Here is a 26,630-nt window from a genome sequence, read left to right as displayed (position 1 = left end):
AAGAAAGGTTAAAAACCAATATAGTGATCCGAAAGCAATGCAATGAACAACGCCAAAAGATGATAGATAGAGAATTTAAACGTCTCCATCGCGGTATTTGGCTCTGGTGCATATTTTAGCTTCCATGCATGGTACATAAAGCCAACATTGAGTAGTAGCGAGGCAAAAAGATACACCACGCCGACCATGCCAACCAAAACCGGTAGAACACAAACCAAAGTCAATAGCACCGTATACAACAGAATAGAAGTTTTGGTGTACTCAATGCCGTGTGTCACTGGCAGCATGGGAATATCTACCTTGCGGTAATCCTCGACACGATGAATAGCGAGAGCCCAAAAATGTGGTGGCGTCCAGATAAAAATGATCATCACGAGCAGCCAAGCATTCGCATGTAATTGCCCTGTTACAGCAGTCCAACCGAGAAGAGGCGGCATCGCACCGGCAATCCCTGCAATGACGATATTTTGGGGCGTAGCACGTTTGAGGTACATTGTGTATACCATCGCATAGCCGAGCAAACTCATCAAAGTCAACCATGCCGTCAGCGGGTTGACCATCGCATAGAGAAGTACAAACCCTAAGACACCTAAAACTGTAGCGAAGGCTATCACCGATGATGGCTTTGTCTCACCCGATGGCAATGGTCGTTTGTGTGTGCGTGCCATTCTCGCATCAATTCGGCGGTCAATTAGATGATTAAACGCTGCCGCAGACCCTGCCATCAGACCAATCCCCGTTAGGCCAACTACCGCATGAAACCAGGGGAAATCATCAACTGGGGCTAAGCTCATCCCTACTACTGCCGTCACCAACATTAACGCCACCACTTTAGGTTTCGTTAACTTCAAATAAACGGAACTTAGTCGCTTTCGCCCATTTAACGACAGCGCGATTTCTTTACTCATAGCGAACTCCTTTCGCGGTGTAATTCCAAGCCGTTTTACCCTGCCACAAGTAAAACTGGCTAACACAAACGAGACTCAACATAACAGCGGCACCAAGGTTGTGTGCCACCGCGACATAGATAGGAAGTTGAAATACTACGTTGCTTACACCCAGCATAATTTGGCACACCAGAGTGAATAACAACCACCCTCCGATTCTCTGTGAATGATGAGAATCTTGCCTCATAAGCCCAATACTATAAGCCAATACCACGGTGGCGGTAACAATAGCGCCTATACGATGAGTGACGTGTATAGTCATTCTTGCCGGATACTCCAAAACACCAAATTCATAATTCTCGAATCCAGTTTGCCAGAAAGAAAACGCTTCTTTCCATGAGAGATGGCTCATCCAGTCTCCCTCACAAATCGGCAGTGTGGTACACATCAGCGCAGCATAATTTGACGAAGTCCATCCTCCAAGGAGCACTTGCACCAAAACAACCAGGAAAACCAACAATGAAAAGCCTCTCAGAGAGCTAGAAGATGGAGAGAAATAGAGATTGTTTTGCGCTTTTAATTGGCAGTAAAAAATCGCCTGTAACGCCAATAAAACAAAACCACCGAGCAAGTGAAGCATCACGATGACGGGCATTAATTTAAGAGTAACTGTCCACATTCCCAAAAGTGCCTGCCCAATCACCAATACGCTTAGCAACATTGGAATGGTTGAATTTACACGCTCAGACCTTATTGATATCGCTGCCATCGCAAAAATGACTAAACCTAACGTTCCTGCAAAATAGCGATGAATCATCTCAAGCCATGCTTTCTCATGCTCTACTGCCCGCTCGGGGAAGTTCAGGTTAGCACGTATGACGTCTTCTTCTTGATGCGGCACAGAAAAGTGCCCATAACAACCAGGCCAGTCCGGGCAACCTAACCCTGCATCTGAAAGGCGAGTATATGCCCCTAGCATGATCACCACGAGAGTTAGGAGCAAACTGAATCTAACCAACTGAATTAATTTCATATGCACTTCCTCTAACCGACTCGTGACAGTTTTAAGAGCTTGCGTAAGTCCGCCAACATACCTTTATTCATTAGGACTAAGTCCTCATTTGGTTTCGGCGAGTAAGACATCACCAGTTGCCCAAGAGGATCAACGATCAACATTTGCCCAGGTTTCACTTTAGCGGTAACCAATTCATTCATTTGCATCGCTAACATCGATACTTCCATGGGATCTGAATGCTCAGTCTGCCAAACGACTGGCACTACTCGCTCTTGATACTTACCTAAAGCAACATGGCTTTGCTGAAGCAGGTAAAGCTGCTGTTTACACTGTTCAGTGCATTCGTTAGGCAATACATAAGCGAGTTGCCAACCATGGTCTTTGAGAGGTGACTCTTGACCAAGCTGCTCTAACGTCGTGTATGGTTCGACTAACTCGCCTCTATTGGTCACTCCGCTTTGATACCACCCTTGTGTGAGAATGACTTTTGCAATGACAGCGGGAAGCGCGAACGTACAAACCAGCGCAATCAACATTAGTCGTCCTTTGGTTACTTTAGATGTCATGCTTCACCTCCATGTGACGCAACTTTTTTTGCCAACGAACAAAAACAATTAAAGTCAGTAATAAGAAAACACCTGCCATCGAAAACCATTGAATCGAATAGCCAAAATGTTTGGCACTATTGAGTGGCAATGGATTCCAAGGAAAGTCATAGGGCCAACGAGTTAAATTGTCTGGCTGCAAGACTGCGGGCATAAGTTCAATATTCAGTAGCTGATTCAATTGCGCGATGTTTAGGTTTTGCACGCGAATAACATCGCCAACTTCCGGCATTAACTCTGAGCTCAGTGGATTAGTAGATTTTCGGTACAGGCGTCCTGTGATGAAAGTCGAATTATCGAGTTTGGTGACCGTTGGTAACACTGAGCGTTCTGCTCTTCCCTCGACAAAACCAAGCTCCAATAACGCATAGGCACTAGGCTCATCGCTCGTCAATACAATCTGAAATGCTAAATATCCCACACTGCCTTGATGCGTTTGGTTATCTAACAAAATTACGGGAAACGCCTGAGGAACAACATTAACTTCCACTTTTTTCCCGAGGATACTTTCCTCTCGCCAGTCGTTGTCTTCAAGAACGACGCTTAGTGCTCGGTACGCACTATCCGCACGCGCGAGAATGGCTTGTTCCAATGCTTGTTTTTCTTGCCCTCTCTCAAACTGCCAAAAACCCAGTTTGACCAAAAGAGAAAACACAACCACAGTTAAACCAACTGCAACCCAAAACCGTTTCGATAGCCATAATTGTCTTGATAACAACAATGATGAAACCGGAGGTGCCATGTCCACCGTATTTCTATTCAAACTGACGCTTGTCCTTTTGCTGCTTTTCATTATCTTCAACCTCGCAAAAGCGCTTATCGAAATGGTTCGTGAAGACCCAGATAATCCTGAAAAAAGAGACAAACCCATGAGTCATTACTTAGGCCGTCGAGTCATGTTCTCCGCTTTGGTGGTCGTCCTTTTGCTTATTGCGCTCAGCTCGGGTTGGCTAGCACCAAACCCTCGCCCTTATTAGTCGAACCAAGAGTTCACACTGAGCCTAAAGTACGTAAACAAACACAAACAGACATAACCAAACCACATCCACGAAATGCCAATACCAGCTGCCCGCTTGAAAGGCAAAATGGTTCTTTGGCGAAAAGTGATCTTTAGCGATTCTGAACAGCAGCACGATCAAGAAGATAGTCCCAAGACAAACGTGTAAACCGTGGAACCCCGTCAACATGAAGAACGTGTTACCGTAAATACCGGACTGCAACGTGAGCCCTATGTCTTGATAAGCATGAACATACTCAACCGCTTGGTAATATAGAAAAAAGCCAGCAAGTACGATGGTTATCTCTAACCAAACAATCAGTGCCGTTCTTTTGTCTTGTTCAAGGCTTATATGCGCCATATGTAGCGTAATAGACGACAATAGCAGCAAGATAGTATTGGTAAGGGGTATGCCCTGCCACGGCATAGCTTGTGTTGTTTCTCCTCCCGGTGTCAGTGTTAGTGGCCACATCGCTTCGAAGGTTGGCCACAGGACTTCGTTAGTCATGAAGTTATTATCTGCCCCACCTAACCAAGGCACAGAAATCATTCTGGCGTAGAACAAGGCACCAAAAAAGGCACCAAAAAACATCACTTCAGAAAAGATAAACCAGCTCATTCCTTGGCGAAAAGAACGAGTAATTTGCGAGCTGTATTTTCCACTCAGTGATTCAGTAATCACATTACTAAACCAACCAGCCAACATGTAAAGCAAGAACAAGAAGCCCACCGCTAGCACAATGCCACCAATGGTTCCCACTGCACCGTCACTTTGTGTCCCCTGGACGGTCATGCCTGCGCCAACAGCAACCAAAAACAGAGCAAATGCACCGATGATCGGCCAGCTACTTTGAGCGGGAACATAATATGTTCCTGGCTTGTTACTCATAATTTCTCTCCTTACTGACCAACCTTGGTCTGTATATCTCTCCCTGAGTGGCTAAGAGCCTGTAGGAGGGGGAAGTTTATAGAGTGTGTAAGACAGCGTTAACGTGTGTATAGACTCCGGCAAGTCCGGTTCGATATAAAAAATCAACGGCATTTGAGCTTGCTGTTTACCATCCAGAGGCTGCTGGTTAAAACAAAAACACTCAATCTTATTGAAGTAAGCAGCTCCAGTCCCGGGAGAAACAGAAGGAACGGCTTGCCCCACCAACTTCTGCCCGCTTTCATTAAATGCAAGGTATTCGGTTTGCACGACTTCACCTGGGTGAACATCCATCGAAATCACTTTGGGCCTAAACTCCCAAGGCATATCTGGGCTTACATGCGCCATAAACTCCACGCGAACAGTTCGGCTCATGTCCGGTTGCATACCTGTCGGTTGAATGGCGGCTACTTCACTTGTCTTTCCATTGATTCCCAGTGCGTCGCACATCACGTCATAAAGTGGGACTAGTGCATAGCCGAAGCCAAACATTAACAGGGTCGCCAAAAGCAACTTCACTGTGAGCTTCTTGTTTGATGGATTCGGTTTCATGTCACTCACCCCACTCTTTGCTAGTCAATCTTAGGCGGTGTAGTAAACGTATGATGCGGCGCAGGGCTTGGCACTGTCCACTCTAAACCTTCCGCACGTTCCCACGGTTTTGCAGAAGCCTTCTCCCCGCCACGAATACACTTGATCACCAACCATAAGAAGATCAGTTGTGACAACCCAAATGCAAACCCACCAATTGATACTATTTGATTAACATCAGCAAACTGAATGGCGTAATCCGGTATGCGCCTTGGCATGCCTGCTAAGCCTAGGAAGTGCATTGGGAAAAACAGGACATTGACGGAAATAATTGAGCACCAGAAATGCCATAAACTCAGCTTGTGGTCGTACATATTGCCCGTCCACTTAGGTAGCCAGTAGTATGCCGCTGCCATGATCGAGAATACCGCACCAGATACCAACACATAATGAAAATGGGCAACCACGAAGTAAGTGTCATGATATTGGAAATCCGCCGGCACAATCGCCAACATCAGTCCCGAGAAGCCGCCAATAGTAAAAAGCACAATAAAGGCAATGGCAAACAACATTGGCGTTTCAAATGTCAGAGCTCCACGCCACATGGTGGCAACCCAGTTAAAGACTTTCACCCCCGTTGGTACCGCAATCAGCATAGTGCAATACATAAAGAAGAGCTCAGCAAAAACTGGCATCCCCGTGGTAAACATGTGGTGCGCCCACACAAGGAAAGATAACAATGCAATGCTGCACGTCGCGTAAACCATCGAATGATAACCAAACAGCTTCTTACCACTGAAAGCAGGCAGAATAGCGGAGATGATTCCAAACGACGGTAAAATCATGATGTACACTTCTGGGTGACCAAAGAACCAAAAGATGTGTTGGAACATTACCGGGTCACCACCACCAACTGCGTCAAAGAAGCTAGTCCCGAAATATTTGTCAGTAAGAACCATGGTCACCGCACCCGCTAGTACCGGCATAACCGCGATCAACAAGAAAGCGGTGATTAGCCAAGTCCAAACAAACATTGGTAACTTGAACCAAGTCATTCCCGGAGCTCGCATATTTACGATCGTCACGATAACGTTGATCGCGCCCATAATGGAGCTGATACCCATGATATGAACAGAGAATACAAACAGCGCAGTGCTATCCGGGCCATAAGTCGTGGACAGCGGAGCATAAAACGTCCAACCAAAATCAGGACCGCCACCAGGTAAAAACAACGAGCTCAACAAAATAAGAAATGCAAAAGGTAAGATCCAAAAGCTCAAGTTGTTCATACGCGGCAGCGCCATATCTGGAGCGCCGATCATCATCGGGATCATCCAGTTAGCAAGACCCGTAAATGCTGGCATCACCGCACCAAATACCATTACTAAACCGTGTACCGTGGTCATTTGATTAAAAAACTGCGGATCGACTAGCTGTAGCCCTGGCTGGAACAGTTCGGCACGAATGATCATAGCCATCGCACCACCTGTTAGAAACATCGCAAAGCTAAACCAAAGGTAGAGGGTGCCTATGTCTTTATGGCTTGTAGAATACAACCAACGAGTGATGCCCTGGGGTGCATGATGCTCGTGACCATCATCAATCGCAATCGTACTGTTCGCACTGGCTTCTGCTGGCGCAGACTTCACTGCCTTATCTATTGGCTTACTCATATTTCCTCCTTAGCACTGCCTTGTGCCTTAAAGGCATTCACATCGGATGCTTGCACTGTATCGCCAGTATCGTTGCCCCATGCATTTCGTTGATATGTGATAACCGCGCCAATTTCTTTGTCACTTAACTGATTAGAAAAAGCCTGCATTGCGGTGCCAGGGCGACCGTTGACAATAATATCTATGTGCTCTGTAACATCTCCGGTTGCAATAGGACTGCCTTTAATCGCGGGAAATGCACCCGGAATCCCCTCACCATTTGCCTGATGACACACAGCGCAACGCGCCGTGTATATCGATTCGCCTTGCGACATCAATTCGTCCATAGATAAGTCTTGAGAGAGCGCTTCTTGTGCCGCCGCTTTTTGAAGTGCGAGTTCTTGCTTCTTACTCGCTAGCCATTCATCGAACTTTTCTTCTTCCATCGCATGCACCACCACTGGCATAAATCCGTGTGCACGACCACATAGCTCCGCACATTGGCCGCGATATACGCCTGGCTCATCAATTCTTGTCCATGCTTCATTAATAAAACCTGGAATGGTGTCTTTCTTGACGGCAAAGTCCGGTACCCACCAAGAGTGAATGACATCATCAGAAGTCATCAAAAAACGCACTTTGCGATTCACAGGCAACACCAAAGGGTTGTCTACTTCCAGTAAGTAATGTGCGCCTTTAGCTTCGATTCCATCAATTTGTTTTTGGCTGGTGGCAAGCAAACTAAAAAACTCAACATCTTCGCCAAAATAGCTGTAATGCCATTTCCATTGCGAGCCTGTGATCTTGACCGTGATATCCGATTGGCTTGTATCTTCCATTGCTACTAGAGTTTTTGTTGCGGGAATCGCCATAGCGACAAGAATGATGATGGGTATGACCGTCCAAATAATTTCCACTTTTGTACTTTCATGGAAATGTGCGGCAACTGCTCCTTTTGACTTGCGATGACGGAAGATGGAATAGAACATCACACCAAAAACAATCAAAGCAATTACACAGCAGATATAGAAAATCAGCATATGTAATTCATACACTTGCCCACTTATCTCTGTGACCCCTTTTGTCATGTTGTAGTCATTTTCCTTTGACCAACCAAAAGAGGAAAATGTGATTAAAATCACATTCAGTGATAAGGCTAGAGTAGTCGTTAATCTTTTCAAAAGATCTCTCCTCTGCTCAGCCGCTGCGCCTACGCGAGCTTCCTTGCGTCCCGATGCAAATATCGAACAACTTTACGAAAAATCACAAAAACTACGATTTCGACACGGTTTGTTATATTTATGTTAAAAGGCTAGTTATAGTTCCAAGGTTCTTCAAGAAATTAAATATGATTAAATTTTGTTCGGATAAGAAAAATTAATTCGGTTTATCGATTGCCCTCTTTGAAATGTAATTGAGAACCATTTACATTGATTTAAAAGAAAACATTGAGATACTTACCAAACGAAGTGTCCAAGAAAGTAGGCTCCACCTACTAAGGAATGACTGATATGACAGCACTAATTACTCAATGGCTAGAACGAGACCCTGATCCTAAGACTCGTGAAGAGCTACAACACCTCGTCGATACGAACAATGAACAAGAACTTACTGATCGCTTTGGCTCACGCCTTGCCTTTGGTACTGCAGGCTTACGTGGCAAAGTGGGCGCAGGTCCAAACCGAATGAACCGCTTGGTGATTCAAGAGACCGCCACTGGTTTAGGGCACTATTTGCTTGAGCAAGTCAAAGATGCCGCGAGTCGTGGTGTCGTTATTGGCTACGACGGTCGTCCCGATTCAAAACAATTCGCGCATGATACCGCATCCGTACTGACGGCCCTTGGTATCAAGGTTTACCTAACGTATGACGTTGCAGCAACCCCAATTGTCGCGTTTGGTGTCCGTACATTGAATGCGGCGGCCGCTGTTGTTGTTACTGCCAGTCACAATCCACCAGAATACAATGGCTTTAAAGTATATTGGGAGAATGGCGCACAGATTATTCCTCCGCACGACTCTGGAATCGCAGCGAAAATTGATGACGCAACAACGAAGCCATTACCTTTAATGTCTCTCGATGATGCAAAACAGCACGGTTTGTTAGTTTGGTTGGAAGACGACTACTACCAAACTTACCGTAAGACAATGAATGAAAACGCGCTGCTTACTCCTGACAACAACACCGATATTTCTATCGCTTACACTGCGATGCATGGCGTTGGCGCGAATATGGCGGAAACGCTACTTGCCGACGCAGGCTTCCAAAAAGTGGCAAGTGTTAAGGAACAGCGCGAACCTGATGGAAGCTTCCCAACCGTCAACTTCCCAAACCCTGAAGAAGCCGGTGCAATGGATATGGTGATGGCGTTAGGTAAGTCCGTAGATGCCGATATCGCTTGCGCTAACGATCCAGATGCGGACCGTTTTGCCGTGGCAGTTAAACGCCCAGATGGCGAGTATCAAATGCTAACGGGTGATCAGGTGGGCTCACTGTTTGGCGATTACTTGTTGGAACAGCAACCTAACGCTTTGGTTGGCAACACCATCGTATCCTCAAGAATGCTGAGCAGCATCGCTAAGGCGCATGGCGCACAATACTATCAAACATTAACTGGCTTTAAATGGCTTACTAACGTTGCCATGGAACAAGAGACAGAAACCAACCCATTCTTGTTTGCTTATGAGGAAGCGCTCGGTTATACCGTGGGTAACAAGGTGTGGGATAAAGATGGTTTATCTGCAATCGTCGCGTTTTCACAGCTAACAGGCAAGCTTAAAGCGCAAGGCAAAACACTGTGGGATAAACTGGAAGAGCTGTACCGCGAGCACGGTTTCTACTTCAACGCACAACGCAGCATCGCTCTCGACCCGAACTCTCCACCAATCGGCGACAAACTCCGAGCAAATCCACCAACAGAGATTGCTGGTAAAAAAGTTGCAGTAACCGAAGATCTAAAAACATCGGTTCGCATGTTTGACGACGGCTCTGAAGAATCCATTGACTTACCGGCAAGTGACGTATTGATTTATCACCTAGAAGATCAATCACGCGTGATTGTTCGTCCTTCTGGTACTGAGCCAAAACTAAAATGTTACTACGAAGTCATCAACCTCTTCCCTGCGGATATGAGCTATGAGCAAGCACAGCAAGCAGCAGAAGCGAAGATGAACGAACTTATCGACGCGCACCAGCAAAGTTTGTAAGTCAAAGAGAAACATAGATATTTGATACAACAAGAGGCGCAAATTCGCGCCTCTTTTTTGATTTTCACTAGAACAAGTCAAGCTAACCCGTGCTTTCCCTAGCCTACAATTTCCTTTTGTAGAAAGTACTTGTGGATGCCCTCTGCAGGATAGCCTGAGTACTGCCCCACTTTCTCAAAACCCAATTTGAGATAGAACTCAAGAGCTTGAAAGCTGTAGGTATCCAAATAAACATGGGTAACCCCATGAGGCTTTACTTTTTGTTCTAGCATCGACATTAATTGACTACCGAGACCAGAGGTTCGACTTTCAGCGTCTACCCACAAAAACTCCACAAACACCGTATTTTTAAACATTTCGCCAGTCAAGCCACCCATGATCTTGCCATTCTCATCTTTTGCGAAACAGCCTACAGCATGCACTTCCCCTTCAGGTAAATGCAGTCGGTTATAAGATCGAATACCTTCACGAACAAAATCAAGGTCTGTTTGATCTGGATTTAAACAAAATTCAAGCTTCATATATCCTCTCCTTAGGAAACACCAATATCCTAAAACAAAAAGCCAGCAATTGCTGGCTTTCTGATGGAATATGATAACTTTACAAGGCGAAACTACTCAGCATCCACAACGCCAGAATAACAAACACTAACCCCATTAGTTTATGTTGATACGTGCGGAATTTTTCGTTCTCGAGCAGCCCTTTGCCCAATGTGCCTGCTAACCCAACAAGTAATAAATTGAATGACAAGCCAAGAACGTTCAACAATAACCCTAGCGCTAGCATCTGCTCACCGGAAGATGCCGTGATATTGCTTGAGACAAACTGCGGCAAAAACATCACAAAAAAGACCAAGGCTTTAGGGTTGAGCAAATTACTCATCAAAGCACGTTGATAATAAGTTGATGCCATTTTGTTTTGACCATCAAGCTCTGGAGCCGAAGATGCCTCAGCTCGTAAGCAGTCCCAACCCATTTTTAACAAGTAAGCGCCACCTAGTAGATGAAGGACTTTAAGGGCTATTGGGCTCATGGCAATCAGGGTAGATACTCCCATCGCAGCAAGCAAAGTAAGAATAACACCAGACGTCGCATTGCCTAAGCTAGCAAAAAGACCGACCTTCTTACCGTAACTCATACTAGAGCTCGCTATCAGCAACATATCGGGCCCTGGTAACAGCAACAAAGCCACTACTGCGGTGAGATAAACAGGAAGTACAGATAAATCAATCATGATGGAACCGCTTTTCTACAACAAGGCGGCGAATGTTATACCAACAAAATAACATCATCCAGCCCAAAATAGCCAAGATAAGTCAAAAAATAAAAATCATAGTTTGCCCAGTTGAAAAGTAGCAATCAATTCGCCTGTTTATCAAAATCGAATAGCAATTTTGTACAAAAATAAGCACGATGGATCCGTTACACTTCTAAAATGATTTTCTTGAGCAGACCGGATAAAGATGAAAGAAAAGAATAAGGAAATCGCTACCTTCAAGATAGCTCAAGAGCTCGGCGGTTTAGAACTTCTCGATGCAAAGTATGAGAAGCAGAATTTTTCACGCCATAGCCACGAAGGTTACACTATTGGTGTCATCGAAAAAGGGGCACAACAATTTTTTAGGACGGGCGGGAATCATATCGCGCCACAGGACAGCATCATCCTTGTTAATGCAGATGAAGTACACAACGGGCATTCAGCCTCGGAAGGCGGTTGGGAATACAAAGCAATGTACCCTGTACCTCAGCAGTTTCAAACTTTAGGACAAGAGCTTGGTTCACCAAATGTAGCTCTGCCCTATTTCCCTCAACCTGTGGTTTACGATCCTGAGCTGGCTAGTCAGTTACGATTGGTATTTGAAACACTAGAAAAATCAGACAACCGTTTATTGAGAGAAACTTTGGTTTACGGCACGTTGATCAAGCTAGCCAGTAAACACAGCACTCATCGGGCACCACTGAAAGAGTCAACCAGAGCTCAGCGACAAGTGCAGCTCGTCAGAGAATTTTTGGAAGACTTTCCACAAACGGACGTCTCACTAGAAGAACTCGCCAAACTGTCTGGATTAAGCCCTTTTCATCTGCTGAGAGAGTTTCAAAAGCAATTTGGCTTTCCGCCTCATGCCTATCAAATTCAGCAACGTTTACGTATGGCGAAGAAGCTACTAAAAATGGGACAAAAAATTTCAGACGTGGCACAAGAATGCGGCTTCCATGATCAAAGCCATCTGCATCGACACTTTAAAAAAGCCATGGGCGTCACTCCCGGCCAATACGTCCGTCACAGCTAAAGCAGCAATATTGTACAAGGCGTTATGCGACTACCGAGCTATCTTGGTAATCTGATTTAGGAATAAATAAGAAGAAACTATGGACCACACTTTGCCGTTACAAAAAGAATCAAAAGCCACGCTATTTTGGCAAGGTACACTTGCGATGATGCCTCTGAGTATCGCAGTGCTCCCTTGGGGCTTACTCGCAGGCTCATTCGCAATTGATACTGGGCTTCACCCTTTGGAAGGACAAGCACTATCCGCCATTCTGTTCGCAGGTTCTGCACAGCTCGTCGCGATGGGTATGATTAAAACGGGAGCAGGTCTAGTGACCATGTTACTGACAACGTTTTTTATCACCTCTCGACACTTCCTCTACAGTGTATCGATGCGCAGTAAAATTGCACCGCTCCCTCTAAAATGGCGATTATCACTCGGCTTCTTACTTACTGACGAGCTGTTTGCGATTGTAGGCCACCATTCCGATAAACAATTTAATCGCTGGTATGCACTTGGGGCTGGTCTGAGTTTTTACCTGTTTTGGAATGTCGCGACATTGACGGGCATTATTGCGGGAAGTCTAATCCCTGAACTGAACGAAATGGGTTTGGAATTTGCTGTGGCCGCAACTTTTATCGCGATAGTAGTACCCACCATTAAAAATGCAGCGGTGCTCGCGAGTGTTATTGTGGCTTTGGTGAGCTCAGTTGCCCTAACCTATTATCAAATTGAGGGAAGTTTGATGATTTCAAGCATTTTAGCCATGCTTACTGGTTACTTTGTGGAACAAGTAAAGGAGAAACGCTAATGATCATGTTGGCTATTTTACTGATGACGGTACTTGTTTTCACCAGCCGCTACTTGTTTTTAGAACCCAAGCTACCATTGCGATTAGGGACGCGCACTCAAAAAGTACTCAATTACGCTAGCCCAGCAGTACTGACTGCGATCTGGGCACCTATCGTTTTCATTCCAGATGGGGAGCTCAGCGTCAATGTGCAAAACCCATTTTTACTGGCTGCCATACTGGCTGCTTTAATCGCGTATTTTACTAAAAATGTTCTTTTAACGACGGTTATCAGTATGGTGGTATTTCTCGTTCTACGAATTTGGCTTTAATCCGCCAACCACTCAATCTCCAACAAGGTGACATCGCCACACTTTAATCGACCAAGGAAGATGTCACCTTCATGTACCTCACCAACGCCCTTTGGTGTACCGGTCATCACTACATCGCCATCTTGAAGTGTTGTGTAACTGGTTAATTCATCCAGGATAGTTAGCGGCGGATAGAGCATTTGGTTAACGTGACCTTTTTGTACACGAACACAGTTGATTAAGAGCTCAAGGTTAAGATCATTGATATCAATGTTATCCAAAGAGACAAACCGACTAAACACAGCAGAGCCATCAAATGCCTTAGCTCGCTCCCACGGCAACCCCTGATTTTTAAGCGAGGATTGCAAACCACGCTTGGTCAGATCCAATCCCAAACCAACCGCTGAATAACGTCCATCCTTGATCAAAAAGCAGATTTCAGCCTCATAATGAAGGGGCTCTTGATGGAATGAACGCAGAGTTGTTGATACGGAAGTTGCGGGTTTATTAAATACCACCATTTGCTCAGGCATTGCATTATTAAGCTCATGAATATGTTCAACGTAATTTCGTCCAACACAAAGCACTTTACCCACTTCTACTTTCTTTTCTTCAACTTGAATAACACTCATCATTCTTCCCTGCAAAACAAAAATCCCATCATAATCTAACCTATTGACTTAACGACACTAAATAGCAACCTCTAGTGTAAAAAATAAGACATTCACCCCGTTTTGAGTTTTGTATCATCTAATTGAAACAGCAAAGTATTTGTAAAACAAATAGACAAAAAAGCCAGCACGAGGCTGGCTTTAGATCAATGAGCTGAATAATAGTTCTCGCTAAATCCTATTATAGGTAGTAACGAGCACCTAACGCCCATTTGTCATCAGTTTCACGACCATTGTCGTCATTTAGGTCAAACTGGTAACCCGCGTAACCAACAAATTTAGGCGTGAAGTTGTATTCTGCTTGTAGTGCCATTTCTTCACGAGCAGTTTCTGTTTTAGAGCTCTTAAACTCTTTACCTTCCACCATCTCATAGTTAACACTCAAGTTTAGGCTGTTTGCTAGAGCGTATGCGATGATCGCTTCGTACGCATCACTTTCTTCTAAACGGTCGCCTTTTGCACTGAAGTTCATGTTTTCGTTTGAACCATAAACCGCAGCAAGGAATAGGCCTTGGCCGTACGCACCGTAAGATGCTGATACAACGTGTGATTCCGCCGTGTGCTTACCTGCATATGCAGGGTGCTGGAAATCGCCGCCATTGTAAGAGTAACCGATTTTAGCGCCCATGATTGAGTAAGAAAGCGCAGCTTGCACACGGTCATCGTATTTAGCACCGCCAGTTATAACTCCAGCATCGTTGCGCGTGTAATCATCGTTTGCACCCTGCCAACCAAGACCAAAGTTGATCACACCAGCTTCACCCAGCTCGATGGCATTACGGTAAGAAAGCATTTTATCCGCACGGCCAGTACCAAGGCTTCCATGATCGTCATAGATGAAGTCGTTGGCAAACGCGATTGGCATATCTGCAATACCTGCGACATCGTAGTAAGGTGACCATTGCGTACCACCTACTGCACGACCATAAACCTCATGCGTTATACCTAAGTAACCTAGACGAGTTTTAAACGACTCTTCACCACCGTCTAAGTAGTTTAGCGCCCATTCACCACGTGCGTCTGCGGTGAAGCCATTACCCAAATCCTGTGTCGCAGAGATATTGATACGAGGAGAGTTAGTACCCACATCCGTGTCACCTTGCTCTGATCCATTTAAATTAACAGAAACGTGGCCGCCCATCGAAAATGTTGTGCCATCGTTATTATATAGTTCCACTGCAACTGCTTGAGTACCGAAGGTTGCTGCCGCGATTGCCGCTGCTAATAATTTTTTATTCATTTCTAAATCCATTACTTATTAGTTGGTTAGTCAGTTTTAGACCCGGCTTTGGTTCACTTTCGTAAAAACGAAATGATGAACAAAGAGAGGAATACAAAGGCTATCCGAGGCATCGTTTCCACCAGATTAGTTTTACCTTTGTGTAACAACTGCCGACACTTTATTTGATTAGTTCCTGACAACCGAGTGAAAAGATCTCAGACAAAACCTAAAAAGCAATCGTTTACTTAGCCTTCAAGAAATCGAGAAATAAAAACCTTACAATAAGAAATGCTTTAGAGAGAGTTAGCTCACAAATAGCTGATGATTCGCTATTTTTAGGCCAAACTTCCCTGCCAAATTGAAATGTTTACTTACATTTAGGGTCAAGAAACAATTCAGGAACTTTTTGAAAAAAACACAGTCTTCAACGGAGAGGAAAAAACCTCAAAAAAGATAAACCTTTCTTTTTATAAGTGGTATGAGAAGGGGCACTTATTCTCGCCAGCAATAAAAGTGCAATCAAATCATAACTTAACAGAAATCTATCTTTCATTTTCAGCCTTTACCTTAGCGTCATCAACACATCGGGCAAGAAAGCCCATCGATTACAACTAGGGTAATAAGAAAATGAAAAAGGCAGCACTAACTACTGCAATTCTTACAGCATTGGTATCAGCACCATCATTCGCAGCAACTGTATACAAAAACGACGGTACTGAATTAAAAGTTGGCGGCCGCGTTGAGTTTCGTGGTGACTTCATCGGTTCAGACGGTGCTGAAGTTGAAGGTTCCATGGAAGATAAAAGCCGTGCTCGTCTTAACCTAAAAGGTAAAACAGACATCGGCAACGGCCTTTCTGCTTTCGGTGTTTACGAAGCCGAACAAAAAACGGGCAAGAGTGAATTCAAAAACCGCTACATGTATGCAGGCGTCGACTCTGATATCGGTGCTTTCTCTGTAGGTCGTCAAGACATGGCTGCCGTCATCATCTCTGACATGACGGATATCACTGAATTCTCTGGTGTTCAGCAAGTTATTGATTCGTCTTCTGATAAGCAAGACAGCGTTTTCGCATACCGTGGTGCGTTTGATGCACTACAACTTCAAGCAACCTACCAAGCAAACTCTAGCGATAACGAAGATAAATACGGCATCTCTGGAATGTACTCACTACCAATGGGCCTCGACTTTGGTCTTGCATACTCTGGTGGCGATGTAGATAAAGATAACTCTGAAGATCAAATTCTAGGTGGTATCGCTTACTCGATGGACAACCTTTACCTAGCAGGTACTTATTCTCAAGGTTCCCTGACTGACTCTGAAGACTTTACGGCTTACGAGCTAGTCGCAAGCTACAAAGTAGCAAGCAAAGTGACACTTGCAGCTCTATACACAGCTCAAGAGAATGATCCAGACAACGGTTCAAAGTACGACACCGTTGAAGGTATCGAGCTTGTTGGTTACTACAAACTAAACAGCAACTTCCGTACTTACCTGTCTTACTACATCAACCAACTTGATGAAGCAAAAGATGCAACAACAGGTCTAGTAACAGAAGGCGAAGATACACTGCGCCTAGGCGTACGTTACGATTTCTAATTCACTCTTGTCCTAAGAGCGAGTCCACTTGGCCAGCACCTTTGCTGGCCATTTTTTATGTAACCCAACATAACTCGATAAGTTTTCACACTATCCAAGCATCGCTCAGCAATGAAAAACGACCGTAACGACGCCTACTTCTGCCCTCTTTTAATGCGATTGATCACTAAGTTAGTGCATTTCATCTAATCGACAACATAGAAAAACCAAAAAACCATTTAAAATCAAATACATAAAAGTTGGCACGTGTTCTGCAATGTTATTTATGCAAATGCATGGCAGCGTTTGTGCTTCTCGTTCTTTGTACCTGTTATAACAGGCACGTCCTTTGAATTGGTAATGTCGCCTCCCTCTGGGAGGCATTTTTTTATTGGCGCGAAAAACAATAGGACGTATGATCCCGCCACCTCTATCAAACTGGAATTTTTCAATTGAATCATCATCCTGTTCAAGGTGCGTCCTGGATGCTAACAGCTGGCTTGGCATTCGCCATAGTGAACAGCTTCGCCCAAATTGCTAGCATCAACTTTGGTGTCTCTTCCACCACATTTGCGTTATTCCAATATGCAATCGCCTTGTTTGTTATTCTGCCCTACCTACGTGCACTTGGGATTAGGCGTTCTTTAAGAACCCAACACTTTGGCTGGCATGCATTCCGCATTTTTCTCTCTGTTATCGGGATTCAACTTTGGTTATGGGCTCTCGCTTACCCAGTTCCAATTTGGCAAGGCATTGCACTTCTCATGACCTCTCCGTTATTTGCCACAGTTGGTTCTGGCTTGTTACTCAAAGAGAAAGTAGGTACTGCACGCTGGTTAGCGACATTGACGGGGTTTGTTGGTGCCATGATCATTCTTGAGCCTTGGGCAGACTCATTTACATGGGCGACCCTGCTCCCTGTTGGCGCCGCATTTTTCTGGGCAGCGTATTCATTAATGGTTAAAAAAATGTCGGTAAACGATCCGCCTTCAACCATGGTCGTCTATTTATTACTGCTGATAACGCCATTTAATATCTTGTTAGCGATACCGACGTTTACTATGCCAGATACGTGGACGATATGGGGTGTGCTTTTAGCCGCAGGTGCACTTACAGCACTCGCTCAATGGGCTATCGTTAAAGCATATGCAGTAGCAGACGCCTCATTTGTGCAACCATTTGATCACGCCAAACTGCCTTTGAATGTTGTTGCTGGTTGGTTGGTGTTTGGTTGGGTGCCACCTGGTCGTTTATGGTTAGGTGCTGCGATTATTATTGCATCTATTGCGTTTATTACGCATTGGGAAGCGAAAAAGACAAAGTTAGTTGAAAGAAAAATCTAATTTAAAAGTTCTATATTTTCAGGAAAGGAAATGAGGAACCCATATGAGTCAACCAATCAAAATTACACTGTATCGCTGGGCTGGTAGTTGGGGCCCATTCAAAGTCAATATTCCTTGTGGTGAATGTACATTAACCAAAGATATTTTAAAGGATACTTTTGAAAACGAACTAGCCGATGTGCCCGTTGAACTTGAAGTAAAAGATTGGTTATCGCACTGGTGGGAACCATTAAAAGCTGGTGCTTGGCATGCACCCATTCTTCTTGTCGAAGGGAAAGTTATCAGCCAAGGAGAAGCATTGAATCGGGGTGTGCTTGTACAGTCTGTTATTGCTGAGTGGGTAAAACGCGATGAGCTAAAAGGCAACATTGTTTATGGTAAAGCAACTTGCCCTTACTGTGTCAAAGCCAAACAATTACTTGACGAGGCTGGCGTTCAGTATGAGTACCATGATGTAGTTAAAGACAGCGCCGCCTTATACCGCATGATTCCTGAAGTAAAAGCCATCATTGGCGAAAAAACACCGGTAACAGTGCCGCAAATTTGGTTAGATGGAAAATATATTGGAGGCGCTGACGATTTAGAAAAGTGGTTATCAGCAAAGGGGCTAGATAAAGTGCCTAACAATGTTGTGGAGATACCAAGCCAATCCGCGTAATTCTAGATTTAAATGTCATCAATCTTTGAGTAGCGTTTTGCCAATGTTGTGCAATATGTTGGCTACTTACTAACAACAAAACAGAGAAAAGCAAAAAGCCCTGATTTTTCAATCAGGGCTTTTTAAATTATTTCGCCAGTTTTTTAATAACACGAGCAAAAACAGAAGCTTTTTTCTTCTTCGCTTTACCGTAAAGCGCTTTGTGCATCGCGTCTTTTGCAATCATCTGGCCAATATAAGCACCACCAAGTTCGTTACCCATGACCTTCTCCTGAATGTATTGACTTAACTATGTAGTAATTTTACACCACAATTAGATAAAAACAAGACTTCAGTCACATTTATTTTGTAATTAACTTTCAGTTTGATTTTCGTGGATTTCTTGAAATGAGCGTCTATCGCTTAGGTTGTTGGTATGTTTTACCCGCTGCGACGTACGTATCTTTCTGTTTGATTTCAAAGAATGTTTCAAAGAACCACGCAGCAAACTTGATCAAGTGATCGCCTTCATTCATGACGTGCTCTACGTATTCTTGCTCTTCTCCGGATTCATCTTCTTGAGTGGTAATATGGTAAATACGTTTCTCACCATCAACTTCTGCAAGGCCAAACTGACCCGTTAGGGATTGCGCCGCTTGTGCAACTTCTTCTTCCTCACACGCCTTCAAGATTTCAAGTGCCTTTGGCATGCTTTCTTGCTGAGTAATTTCTTTTACCAGTGTTTCAAATTCGTTTTGTTGCATTCTTTCACCTAACGATTAGAGATCGGATAGCCATTGGGCAGAAATATATTCCAAGCTTGAGAGAAGTATCAAGGTTCGCCCTCTTCCTTTCAAACCAAGTCATTCAGTATACACAACAGGCCAGACTTAATTTAGCTGCGCATTTTAGAAAGCCGACCTTCTGGTTGCAAGTATATTCAGATGGAAGTTTCTGCTTGAACCGTCCCTTCTGGCACTTTACGAAATTGGCTTAGTACAAGAACAAAGCAAGAAAGTAACGCAATAAACAAATAAAACACCCCAAGCTGCTGCTGATTCGTAACCCATGAGTCTACTAAGTACCCACCAAACAAACCTGCTAAACACATTTGAATAGAACCAGATAGCGCAGAAACCGCGCCTGCCTGTTGCTTATGTGGTGAAAGTAGCAAACTGATCGAGACCGGGAATGACATTCCTTGAGCAAAACTTAAACACGTGAATGCCGTCAGCAATGAAAATACACTGAAGGGGGTAACCAACAACATGAAGCCTGCAACAGCAACAATCGCGAAACTCATCAGCAAGATTTGCTGAGCTTTGTAACGAGCATTGATCAAATTCAGCACTAAGCTACCCGTCAGCAAACCAACTGATGGTATGATCATCAAAGAGCCGTAATCTGCCGCCGTTAATCCTAACTCTTGTTGCATTAAAAATGGATACAAGGAGAGCGTAACCAGAGCCGATAGATAACTAAGCCAGTTGTAGCTCGCACTACCAATCACTTGTGTATTCGTTAACAGACGCAAATAGTTCGCGCTTACTTCGCCTACTTTAAATTTTCTCTTCGGATAAGGCAGCGTTTCTGGCAGCACCAATAAACCAAGTGTAAAAATTGCCATTAAGTAAATCAGCACAAACACGAAGACAGCATGCCAACTCAGGTGAAAAGCAATCCAGCCACCAAACAGCGGAGCAATAATTGGCATCACTGAAGCAGTGACTGAAATATAAGATAGCGCTTTGGTTAATTGCATACCGTCATAACTATCACGCAGTACTGACCGACCAAGTACCGAAGCGCTGCCCGCTCCTAGGCCTTGCAGTAACCGTCCCGCTTCAAGGGCAACAATGTTGTCCGAAAACGCGATGCAAATAACCGTACCAACTAGATATACACTTTGCCCCAGAATAAACACCGGCCGACGACCAATCGCATCAGACAATGGGCCGTAAAAAAGCTGAGAGATACCGAAGCCAACGAGAAATAGCGTGACGAGATTCTGAATCGAATGTTGCGGTAAATTCAAGTCATGACCAATCAATGGCAAAGAAGGAAGATAAATACTAACGCCAACTTGGCCTGTGGCAATGATCATCATCGCTAATAACAATGGTGTTTTACGCAAACGTTCCTCCTACTTTGTGACAGATTGATGGCAAACAGTGTATATTTGATACTCAAAGATGATAATCAGCTAAGTTGGAAAGGAATTAATTCCCAAGGAGATACAATGGACTGGATTCAAAGCGTGAAGAGTTATATTCGTGTGGTCGAAGAAGGTAGCTTTAATGCCGCTGCGCGGAAACTCAATACCACCAGCTCAGCTATCAGTAAGCGAGTTCAATGGCTAGAAGATAAAATTGGCGTTCAACTACTCAAACGTACGACCCGCTCAATTAGCCAAACTGAAGCTGGTGCGCTGTTTTATCAACGAGCAAAAAGTCAGCTTGATTCATGGCAATCGGTATTAGATGAAACTCGCTCAGTCAACCAATCACCAGCGGGGCTATTAAAAATTGGGGCAACGCTGGCCGTTGGTTCCAAGTTTCTAGTTCATTATCTTGATGATTTTCTTGATAAATATCCAGACATCACACTTCAATTAACAACAACGCTACCAGGCCAATTGCCAGAGCTAAGCTTAGACCTGTTTATTAGCCGGGAATTAGAGCAACTGAACTCTCTAAGTTTCAAAGCTACTGCACTTTTCGAACATAAAGCCCAGTTTTACGCCGCGCCTAGTTACCTAAAGAAATATGGCACACCACAATGCGTTGAGGATCTGACAGAGCATAATGTCCTGATTTGGGGAGAAAAACCCTCACGAGAAATCAAAACAAATCGAGGCAAACGTATCAGCTTGTCCGGTAACTTTGCCACGACCAACCCAGAAGCGCTGTTTCATGGTGCCAAAAGAGGCATGGGTATTTTGATGACGAACAACGTCATGATCAAAGATGATCTCAAATCCGGCGCGTTAGTCCCTATCCTGCCCGATATCACAGCGGATAAAGCTACTGTATATGCCTACTATCCAAAGCTGGATTATCAGCATACCCGAACTAAGCTATTCCTCGATTATCTCAAATCACGATTAGAAGAGGAGAAGCGCGCCTAGCTTAGCGTTTTTATCGCTATACCTTTAAAAGGTTCAAGCATAAAACATGAAAATAATGATTTGTTCGTTCACAAAATTTGAAAAATCTGCCTTAGTAACCGATAGTTTATTTGATGCATATCAAATAATAATTCGTCGTGTCTTACACGATATGTTAATAACAACGCTAGGTGAAATGCTCAATGGGTCAGGTACAAATCAGTTTCCACAAAATTGATGAGATATTGAAGCTAAACGGCACGGCTCAGCTAAACCGAGTCACGCTAGATATTCATCAACACTTGCAGAGCCATTGCACTTGCGTTGTAGAAGTTGCGCATCTTCAGCATTCGGCTCATACCATTTCCTTCGCCAGCAATGGAAAAAATACAGACAACCTAAGCTACCACCTTTCAGGCACCCCCTGTGAAAAAGTGGCGAAAGACATTGGCGAACATATTTTCTATCAAGACCAGGTATACAAGCGTTTTCCTGAAGATCAGATGTTTCAAGAAGATGGCATTCAAGCTTACATTGGCCTGCCATTGAAGACACAAAATGGCGAAGTTCTGGGAATTTTACTGTCTACCTTTACCCGAAGCATCCACGCGAAAGAAGCGCAAGATATCCTCGACTTCCACCGATTTTATGCCAATGTCATTATTCATAGCTTACGTGAAAAGTGGGTCAGTGAACGTTCAGATAAGCTTCTTAATCAGCTTAGCTATGAGGTATCGCATGATAACCTAACTGGACTGCTCAACCGTAGCTGTTTAGCTGATACCTTGGAGACATTAACGCAACAGGCGACTCGCCCATTCAGTTTGGCGTATCTTGATATCGATAATTTCAAATCGATCAATGATATCAACGGAAACTATATCGGCGACCAAATCATTAAGTTCACAGCTAACGCCATTCAACAGAGTTTGTCGTCGCCAAACAATGCGTTCCGTGTCGCAGGAGATGAATTCGCCTTCATCACGTACGACGAAGATCCTGTCGCCGTGTGTCAGGAAGTACTCGACAAAATTGAAAGTGGCTACAGCGACAAATCTAACCGGATTTCTTTCACCGTTAGTATTGGTATTGCGCGTGCCCCAGTACATATGTTGAACAGCGATGAGCTGATTTTGAATGCCAGTCTCGCTCTCAAAGATTGTAAAAAACACCGCGATACACGGATTCAGCATTACGACACACACCTTAGTGCTTTATACCACCGTAGGACGCAGCTTATTGAGGCAATGCGAATCCAGCTAAGTGCTGATATACAAGACAGCGATGAGTTGTATGTAGTGGTTCAACCGATCGTCGATATCACGAGCGACCGCTGGAATTACTTTGAAATTTTGACTCGTTGGAATAGCAATATCTATGGAAATATCTCTCCAGCGGAGTTCATTGAAGCTGCCGAACAATCAGGCCTGATTATCGAGTTAGGTGAACGGATTATTGAACTCGCGTGTATCGCAAAGCAAGAACTCGAAGCGAACCTAGGCTATAAAGTCAAACTCTCCATCAATTGCTCAGCGTATGAGCTGGTTGATTCCAACCGTTATATTAATCACTTAACCAACATGGTTGAAAAGTATCAGCACGAAGCAAAAGACTTTGTTATAGAGCTCACCGAGACCGTCTTACTCTCACAAAGTGGCCGTGAACAGATGGTACTTAACTCGTTGCGATACTTGGGTTTTAAAGTCGCACTGGATGATTTTGGTACGGGATATTCAAGCTTGAACTATATACACAATTATCCGATTGATAGCATCAAAATCGATGCTACCTTTGTGCAGAACATGCTCTCAAATACAACCTCTGAACAAGTAGTGTTTTTGATAGCGCAATTGGCAGAGCTGCTTGATGTGGATTTGATTGCCGAAGGCGTAGAAGACGATAGAGCACTACAAAAGTTAATTGAAATGGGCTGCCACTACATCCAAGGTTATTTTTACTCTCGTCCACACAGTGTTGAAGAAATCGTACACCTGATAAATGAACGTGAAGTGCGGAGTGCCTAACGTACTGAACAGACTGCTGTCATAGAATTCAAATCTAGTTAATGCACAAAGTAAAAGAGACCAAGCTATGCTTAGTCTCTTTTTGTTTTTTAAGCGAAGTACTTTATTACAGCACTGCTTTCTCTTTATCGCGTAATAGTCTATCCATTTCATCTCTGTTCGCGACAAAAGTAGCCATCTCTTTCTTAGGAACAGAACTCGCCATTGGGATATTTGCTCGCATAGCGTTAACTGGACGGCCGTATTCAATCAACTCATAGTGAAGGTGTGGCCCAGTCACTCGACCTGTTTTACCAGAAAGACCGATACGCTGGCCTCGAGAAACCTTTTGCCCTTTCTTCACCAAAATCTTACTTAGGTGTAAGTAACGGGTTTTGTATTTGCTGCCGTGCTCAACAACCACGTAGTTACCCGCATAAGGGTGTTTACGAGTCATGATCACTGTACCATCACCAGTAGAAACGACTGGTGTACCGGTTGGTACAGCAAAGTCAGTGCCGTTGTGCGGCGCAACACGCCCCGTTACTGGATGTAAACGATTAGGATTAAAGCCAGAACTGATACGCCAACGGCTACTTACAGGGTAACGCTGGAATGCGCGCTGTAAGCTTTCACCTTTGGCATTGTAGAATTGACCATCAGTATGAAGGTAAGCGGTGATCTCGCGGCCGCGATTATAAATCTTAATCGCCTCAATTTCGTTCTTACCTGTTGGTACACCATTGATGCTTTGTGAGCGACGAACAACTTCAAATCGATCACCTGCACGAAGATCACGTCCAAAGTTAAGTTGTTCTTTGAGTAAGCTTACGACTTGACTCACTTCCGCCGACGTTAAACCTAAACGACTCGCAGAAGAAGAAAAACTGCCTTGAATAACGCCAACTAAAGGTTCTTGGCTCCACACGCCAGGAATGGAAATATCAGTAAAGTCATAGCTACCATCACTATTCAGCTTGTAGACCACTTTATCTGCAATAGAAAATTGCAGTTCCATTTTCGCTAACTCGCCTGTCGCATCATCACGCCAGAAACGGAGCGTATTGCCCGGCTTAAGTGTATCAAGTGCCAAGTAGTTCAAATCCGTTTCCATTACTTTCATTAACGAGCTGTAACCGAAACCGAGCTGACTAAAAATAGTGCTTAGGTTGTCACCTGCTTGGATTTGATATTCGAAGTTCGGGGGAGTGACAACTTCGGCAGTTGTCGCATCAAGAATTTTTTCAACGACCTGAGATTCAGGTAGGTTCAATGCGATGGTTTTGGTTAAAGATGACTCTTTGAGAGAGTGAGAAACACCAATCGCAACTAAAACTGGCAAGGAGTATAACAGCAGCGCTCTACGACTTGTCAGATTCGGCAACCGTCTTGTAATTTCATTTGTAGACACGGGAATTACTATCTCCTTTCAAACAAGGCTCATAGCTTATGCATTCCCGAATAAGAAATCACTAGGAAATTTCGAGATCTAGCGCAGAAAATACTGAATTTTTACAGAACTCAAAAAAATTCATCACTGTTGCATATGTAAGTTATTCCCTACACGCTGTAATGTGGATGAATTGAATTGATTTGGCGTGTCTGCCATTGCTTGATCGTCACCGTGCGCTAAATATGAAAGCGTGATAGTTGTATCACTTTTCCATTCGAGCTGAGTAAATTTCACGCGGTCACCAACAAAAATACTGTCTAAAAGGACAACTCGGCTCGGCACGGGGTCAAACTTGAACAAGCCAACATAGTTAAACGAACCGCTACCTGGTGTCGTTACAATCATCGGTGCAACAACCCATGAAACACCTTCAATCTCACGCTGACTAATCGACGCAGTTGGAACAAGTACCTGACCTTTTGTCGCACCTGCATCATAGTCACCGATCAAATAGCCGTTTTCTTTATCCCACTCATCAAGAAAAGTGACCGCACCCTGCTCGGGTACTTGGATCGTCCAAGGGTTACGTGCAGTGATGCCAAGCGTCTCTTGCACAATAACGTTTGTTTCTACTTCTGTTTGAGGAAACTTAGCCATGATCTCGTCATCAGACAAACTAAAACGATAAACACCTGCGATCACAACCACAACCAATAAAACGATTGGAATAAGTAGAATGAGTGGTATCGGCAGGATTTTTTTGTGAGTCATGAAGAGTTCCTTGTTTCAAGGTATAAACGAAAAGCGAGTATACCATTGTATACCCAAATGATTTCACCTCTTCAAGTGTTTCAAAATTAAACTAAACTGATTGTATCCAAATAGTTTCAAGTCCAGAGCTCATAACGAGCTAGTGACACAAGCTCTGTGCTCTAGGTCTATTGGTGTATTGGGACAAATAGGTAATCACGATGACAAAAACCATTCATACATGCGAGTGCGCCTGCGGTTTAGTTGAGATCCGTTGTAAGGGAGAGCCCACCCACACGTCTGTCTGCCATTGCTTCGAATGCCAAAAACGAACTGGCAGTGTTTTTGGGGTACAAGCTCGCTTTGAAAAAGAGCACGTCACTTTAAACGGTGAAGTCACTAGCTATACCCGAATTGGCGATGATGGCAGTGAGGTTCAGTATGACTTTTGTCCATCCTGCGGCACGACAATGAGGTTGTTCGTTGCTGCATACCCGGAAATCATGATCATTCCCGTCGGTCTATTTACCGATAAAGAGTTCCACCAACCTACCGTTTCAGTCTATGAACAAATGAAACACGGGTGGGTGAGTTTCGAATGCACAACGGAACACATCTGCTAGCGAGCAATCCGCGTTCACGTATTTACTTTGGCTCGGACAAACGACCTATAAGTGAGATTTTTTGAGAATGATCAATCGAGTTTTACTGTAAAGGGTTTCGTAACTCGGTGTGA

Annotated in this window: 28 protein-coding genes; 11 read left to right on the top strand and 17 right to left on the bottom strand. The window is 44.1% G+C overall.

The window, feature by feature from the left end:
• Window positions 1-8: 8 nt before the first annotated feature.
• From cyoE to IJ23_RS16435, 4 genes are read right to left on the bottom strand one after another with little or no spacing between them, the layout of a single operon-like run.
• Complete coding sequence (gene cyoE, locus IJ23_RS16450; RefSeq protein ID WP_033906822.1) at window positions 9-908, bottom strand: heme o synthase; 900 nt, start codon at window positions 906-908, stop codon at window positions 9-11.
• On the bottom strand, window positions 901-1,920 hold the full coding sequence (locus tag IJ23_RS16445) for a COX15/CtaA family protein (RefSeq protein WP_033906821.1): 1,020 nt from the start codon (window positions 1,918-1,920) through the stop codon (window positions 901-903). The genes cyoE and IJ23_RS16445 overlap by 8 nt, the downstream gene beginning before the upstream one ends.
• Before the next feature lie 11 nt (window positions 1,921-1,931).
• On the bottom strand, window positions 1,932-2,468 hold the full coding sequence (locus IJ23_RS16440) for a hypothetical protein (RefSeq protein ID WP_033906820.1): 537 nt from the start codon (window positions 2,466-2,468) through the stop codon (window positions 1,932-1,934).
• Window positions 2,458-3,249, bottom strand: a complete 792-nt coding sequence (locus IJ23_RS16435) for an SURF1 family protein (protein ID WP_033906819.1) — start codon at window positions 3,247-3,249, stop codon at window positions 2,458-2,460. Before IJ23_RS16435 ends, IJ23_RS16440 begins: the two co-directional genes overlap by 11 nt.
• Here IJ23_RS16435 and IJ23_RS16430 point away from each other — a divergent pair.
• A complete protein-coding gene (locus IJ23_RS16430; protein WP_005375504.1) occupies window positions 3,248-3,484 on the top strand; it encodes a DUF2909 domain-containing protein in 237 nt (78 codons plus the stop codon). The two genes, IJ23_RS16435 and IJ23_RS16430, sit on opposite strands and share 2 nt — an antisense overlap.
• A gap of 24 nt (window positions 3,485-3,508) precedes the next feature.
• Here IJ23_RS16430 and IJ23_RS16425 read toward each other — a convergent pair whose 3' ends face one another.
• The 4 genes from IJ23_RS16425 to coxB are packed head-to-tail and all read right to left on the bottom strand — an operon-like array spanning window position 3,509 to window position 7,796.
• Window positions 3,509-4,393, bottom strand: coding sequence for a cytochrome c oxidase subunit 3 (locus tag IJ23_RS16425; RefSeq protein ID WP_005385214.1), 885 nt, complete (start codon window positions 4,391-4,393; stop codon window positions 3,509-3,511).
• Between the two features lie 51 nt (window positions 4,394-4,444).
• Window positions 4,445-4,984, bottom strand: coding sequence for a cytochrome c oxidase assembly protein (locus IJ23_RS16420; RefSeq protein ID WP_005385211.1), 540 nt, complete (start codon window positions 4,982-4,984; stop codon window positions 4,445-4,447).
• Between the two features lie 20 nt (window positions 4,985-5,004).
• On the bottom strand, window positions 5,005-6,636 hold the full coding sequence (gene ctaD / locus IJ23_RS16415; protein WP_033906818.1) for a cytochrome c oxidase subunit I: 1,632 nt from the start codon (window positions 6,634-6,636) through the stop codon (window positions 5,005-5,007).
• A complete protein-coding gene (coxB, locus tag IJ23_RS16410) occupies window positions 6,633-7,796 on the bottom strand; it encodes a cytochrome c oxidase subunit II (RefSeq protein WP_017821602.1) in 1,164 nt (387 codons plus the stop codon). Before coxB ends, ctaD begins: the two co-directional genes overlap by 4 nt.
• A gap of 330 nt (window positions 7,797-8,126) precedes the next feature.
• Here coxB and IJ23_RS16405 point away from each other — a divergent pair, with 330 nt between their 5' ends.
• Window positions 8,127-9,821 carry a phospho-sugar mutase gene (locus IJ23_RS16405; protein ID WP_017821603.1) on the top strand — a complete coding sequence of 565 codons (1,695 nt, stop codon included), beginning with the start codon at window positions 8,127-8,129 and terminating at the stop codon, window positions 9,819-9,821.
• Window positions 9,822-9,919: 98 nt separating this feature from the next.
• Here the strand turns inward: IJ23_RS16405 and IJ23_RS16400 are convergent, their stop codons facing one another.
• Both IJ23_RS16400 and IJ23_RS16395 read right to left on the bottom strand, forming a co-directional pair.
• Complete coding sequence (locus tag IJ23_RS16400) at window positions 9,920-10,342, bottom strand: GNAT family N-acetyltransferase (RefSeq protein ID WP_005375519.1); 423 nt, start codon at window positions 10,340-10,342, stop codon at window positions 9,920-9,922.
• Between the two features lie 79 nt (window positions 10,343-10,421).
• A complete protein-coding gene (locus tag IJ23_RS16395) occupies window positions 10,422-11,054 on the bottom strand; it encodes a LysE family translocator (protein WP_005375522.1) in 633 nt (210 codons plus the stop codon).
• 229 nt (window positions 11,055-11,283) lie between these two features.
• On the opposite strand from IJ23_RS16395, the gene IJ23_RS16390 reads away from it, so the two are divergent.
• From IJ23_RS16390 to IJ23_RS16380, 3 genes are all read left to right on the top strand, one after another.
• The gene (locus tag IJ23_RS16390; RefSeq protein WP_005385198.1) at window positions 11,284-12,111 is read left to right on the top strand and encodes an AraC family transcriptional regulator; all 828 of its coding nucleotides are present in this window, start codon (window positions 11,284-11,286) and stop codon (window positions 12,109-12,111) included.
• Window positions 12,112-12,190: 79 nt separating this feature from the next.
• On the top strand, window positions 12,191-12,901 hold the full coding sequence (locus IJ23_RS16385; RefSeq protein WP_005375526.1) for an AzlC family ABC transporter permease: 711 nt from the start codon (window positions 12,191-12,193) through the stop codon (window positions 12,899-12,901).
• Entirely contained in the window at window positions 12,901-13,212 is a 312-nt protein-coding gene (locus IJ23_RS16380) for an AzlD domain-containing protein (RefSeq protein WP_005375528.1), read from the top strand. The genes IJ23_RS16385 and IJ23_RS16380 overlap by 1 nt, the downstream gene beginning before the upstream one ends.
• On the opposite strand, the gene IJ23_RS16375 is transcribed toward IJ23_RS16380, so the two are convergent.
• A complete protein-coding gene (locus IJ23_RS16375; protein WP_017635857.1) occupies window positions 13,209-13,823 on the bottom strand; it encodes a fumarylacetoacetate hydrolase family protein in 615 nt (204 codons plus the stop codon). The two genes, IJ23_RS16380 and IJ23_RS16375, sit on opposite strands and share 4 nt — an antisense overlap.
• A 220-nt stretch (window positions 13,824-14,043) precedes the next feature.
• On the bottom strand, window positions 14,044-15,102 hold the full coding sequence (locus IJ23_RS16370; RefSeq protein WP_033906817.1) for a porin: 1,059 nt from the start codon (window positions 15,100-15,102) through the stop codon (window positions 14,044-14,046).
• Window positions 15,103-15,711: 609 nt separating this feature from the next.
• Between IJ23_RS16370 and IJ23_RS16365 the strand changes: the two genes are divergently transcribed.
• The 3 genes from IJ23_RS16365 to IJ23_RS16355 all read left to right on the top strand — a co-directional run bounded on the left by IJ23_RS16365 (window position 15,712) and on the right by IJ23_RS16355 (window position 18,663).
• Window positions 15,712-16,683: a porin gene (locus tag IJ23_RS16365; RefSeq protein WP_005375535.1), complete on the top strand. Its 972-nt coding sequence runs from the start codon at window positions 15,712-15,714 to the stop codon at window positions 16,681-16,683.
• 464 nt (window positions 16,684-17,147) lie between these two features.
• Window positions 17,148-18,005, top strand: coding sequence for a DMT family transporter (locus IJ23_RS16360; protein ID WP_033906816.1), 858 nt, complete (start codon window positions 17,148-17,150; stop codon window positions 18,003-18,005).
• A 43-nt stretch (window positions 18,006-18,048) separates the two neighbouring features.
• Window positions 18,049-18,663: a glutaredoxin domain-containing protein gene (locus IJ23_RS16355; RefSeq protein WP_005385185.1), complete on the top strand. Its 615-nt coding sequence runs from the start codon at window positions 18,049-18,051 to the stop codon at window positions 18,661-18,663.
• Between the two features lie 127 nt (window positions 18,664-18,790).
• On the opposite strand, the gene IJ23_RS25710 is transcribed toward IJ23_RS16355, so the two are convergent.
• The 3 genes from IJ23_RS25710 to IJ23_RS16345 all read right to left on the bottom strand — a co-directional run bounded on the left by IJ23_RS25710 (window position 18,791) and on the right by IJ23_RS16345 (window position 20,776).
• Window positions 18,791-18,925, bottom strand: coding sequence for a hypothetical protein (locus tag IJ23_RS25710; RefSeq protein WP_017635854.1), 135 nt, complete (start codon window positions 18,923-18,925; stop codon window positions 18,791-18,793).
• Window positions 18,926-19,058: 133 nt separating this feature from the next.
• On the bottom strand, window positions 19,059-19,406 hold the full coding sequence (locus IJ23_RS16350; protein ID WP_005375501.1) for a hypothetical protein: 348 nt from the start codon (window positions 19,404-19,406) through the stop codon (window positions 19,059-19,061).
• A 176-nt stretch (window positions 19,407-19,582) separates the two neighbouring features.
• The gene (locus tag IJ23_RS16345; protein WP_017821607.1) at window positions 19,583-20,776 is read right to left on the bottom strand and encodes a multidrug effflux MFS transporter; all 1,194 of its coding nucleotides are present in this window, start codon (window positions 20,774-20,776) and stop codon (window positions 19,583-19,585) included.
• Between the two features lie 105 nt (window positions 20,777-20,881).
• On the opposite strand from IJ23_RS16345, the gene IJ23_RS16340 reads away from it, so the two are divergent.
• Both IJ23_RS16340 and IJ23_RS16335 read left to right on the top strand, forming a co-directional pair.
• A complete protein-coding gene (locus IJ23_RS16340; protein WP_025768470.1) occupies window positions 20,882-21,769 on the top strand; it encodes a LysR family transcriptional regulator in 888 nt (295 codons plus the stop codon).
• Between the two features lie 182 nt (window positions 21,770-21,951).
• Complete coding sequence (locus IJ23_RS16335) at window positions 21,952-23,772, top strand: putative bifunctional diguanylate cyclase/phosphodiesterase (RefSeq protein ID WP_033906815.1); 1,821 nt, start codon at window positions 21,952-21,954, stop codon at window positions 23,770-23,772.
• Window positions 23,773-23,878: 106 nt separating this feature from the next.
• Here the strand turns inward: IJ23_RS16335 and IJ23_RS16330 are convergent, their stop codons facing one another.
• Window positions 23,879-25,162 (bottom strand): peptidoglycan DD-metalloendopeptidase family protein, encoded by a 1,284-nt coding sequence (locus tag IJ23_RS16330; protein WP_025768471.1) that lies wholly within the window; start codon window positions 25,160-25,162, stop codon window positions 23,879-23,881.
• Window positions 25,163-25,285: 123 nt separating this feature from the next.
• The gene (locus IJ23_RS16325) at window positions 25,286-25,915 is read right to left on the bottom strand and encodes a hypothetical protein (RefSeq protein WP_033906814.1); all 630 of its coding nucleotides are present in this window, start codon (window positions 25,913-25,915) and stop codon (window positions 25,286-25,288) included.
• A 200-nt stretch (window positions 25,916-26,115) separates the two neighbouring features.
• Between IJ23_RS16325 and IJ23_RS16320 the strand changes: the two genes are divergently transcribed.
• The gene (locus IJ23_RS16320) at window positions 26,116-26,517 is read left to right on the top strand and encodes a GFA family protein (RefSeq protein WP_025768472.1); all 402 of its coding nucleotides are present in this window, start codon (window positions 26,116-26,118) and stop codon (window positions 26,515-26,517) included.
• Window positions 26,518-26,630: the final 113 nt, after the last annotated feature.

Origin of the sequence: Vibrio sp. OY15 (genome assembly GCF_000742455.1) — a bacterium.
Classification (GTDB): Bacteria; Pseudomonadota; Gammaproteobacteria; order Enterobacterales; family Vibrionaceae; genus Vibrio; species Vibrio alginolyticus.
Note: the sequence above shows the minus strand (reverse complement) of the source record. Positions and strands in the feature narration are given on the sequence as shown.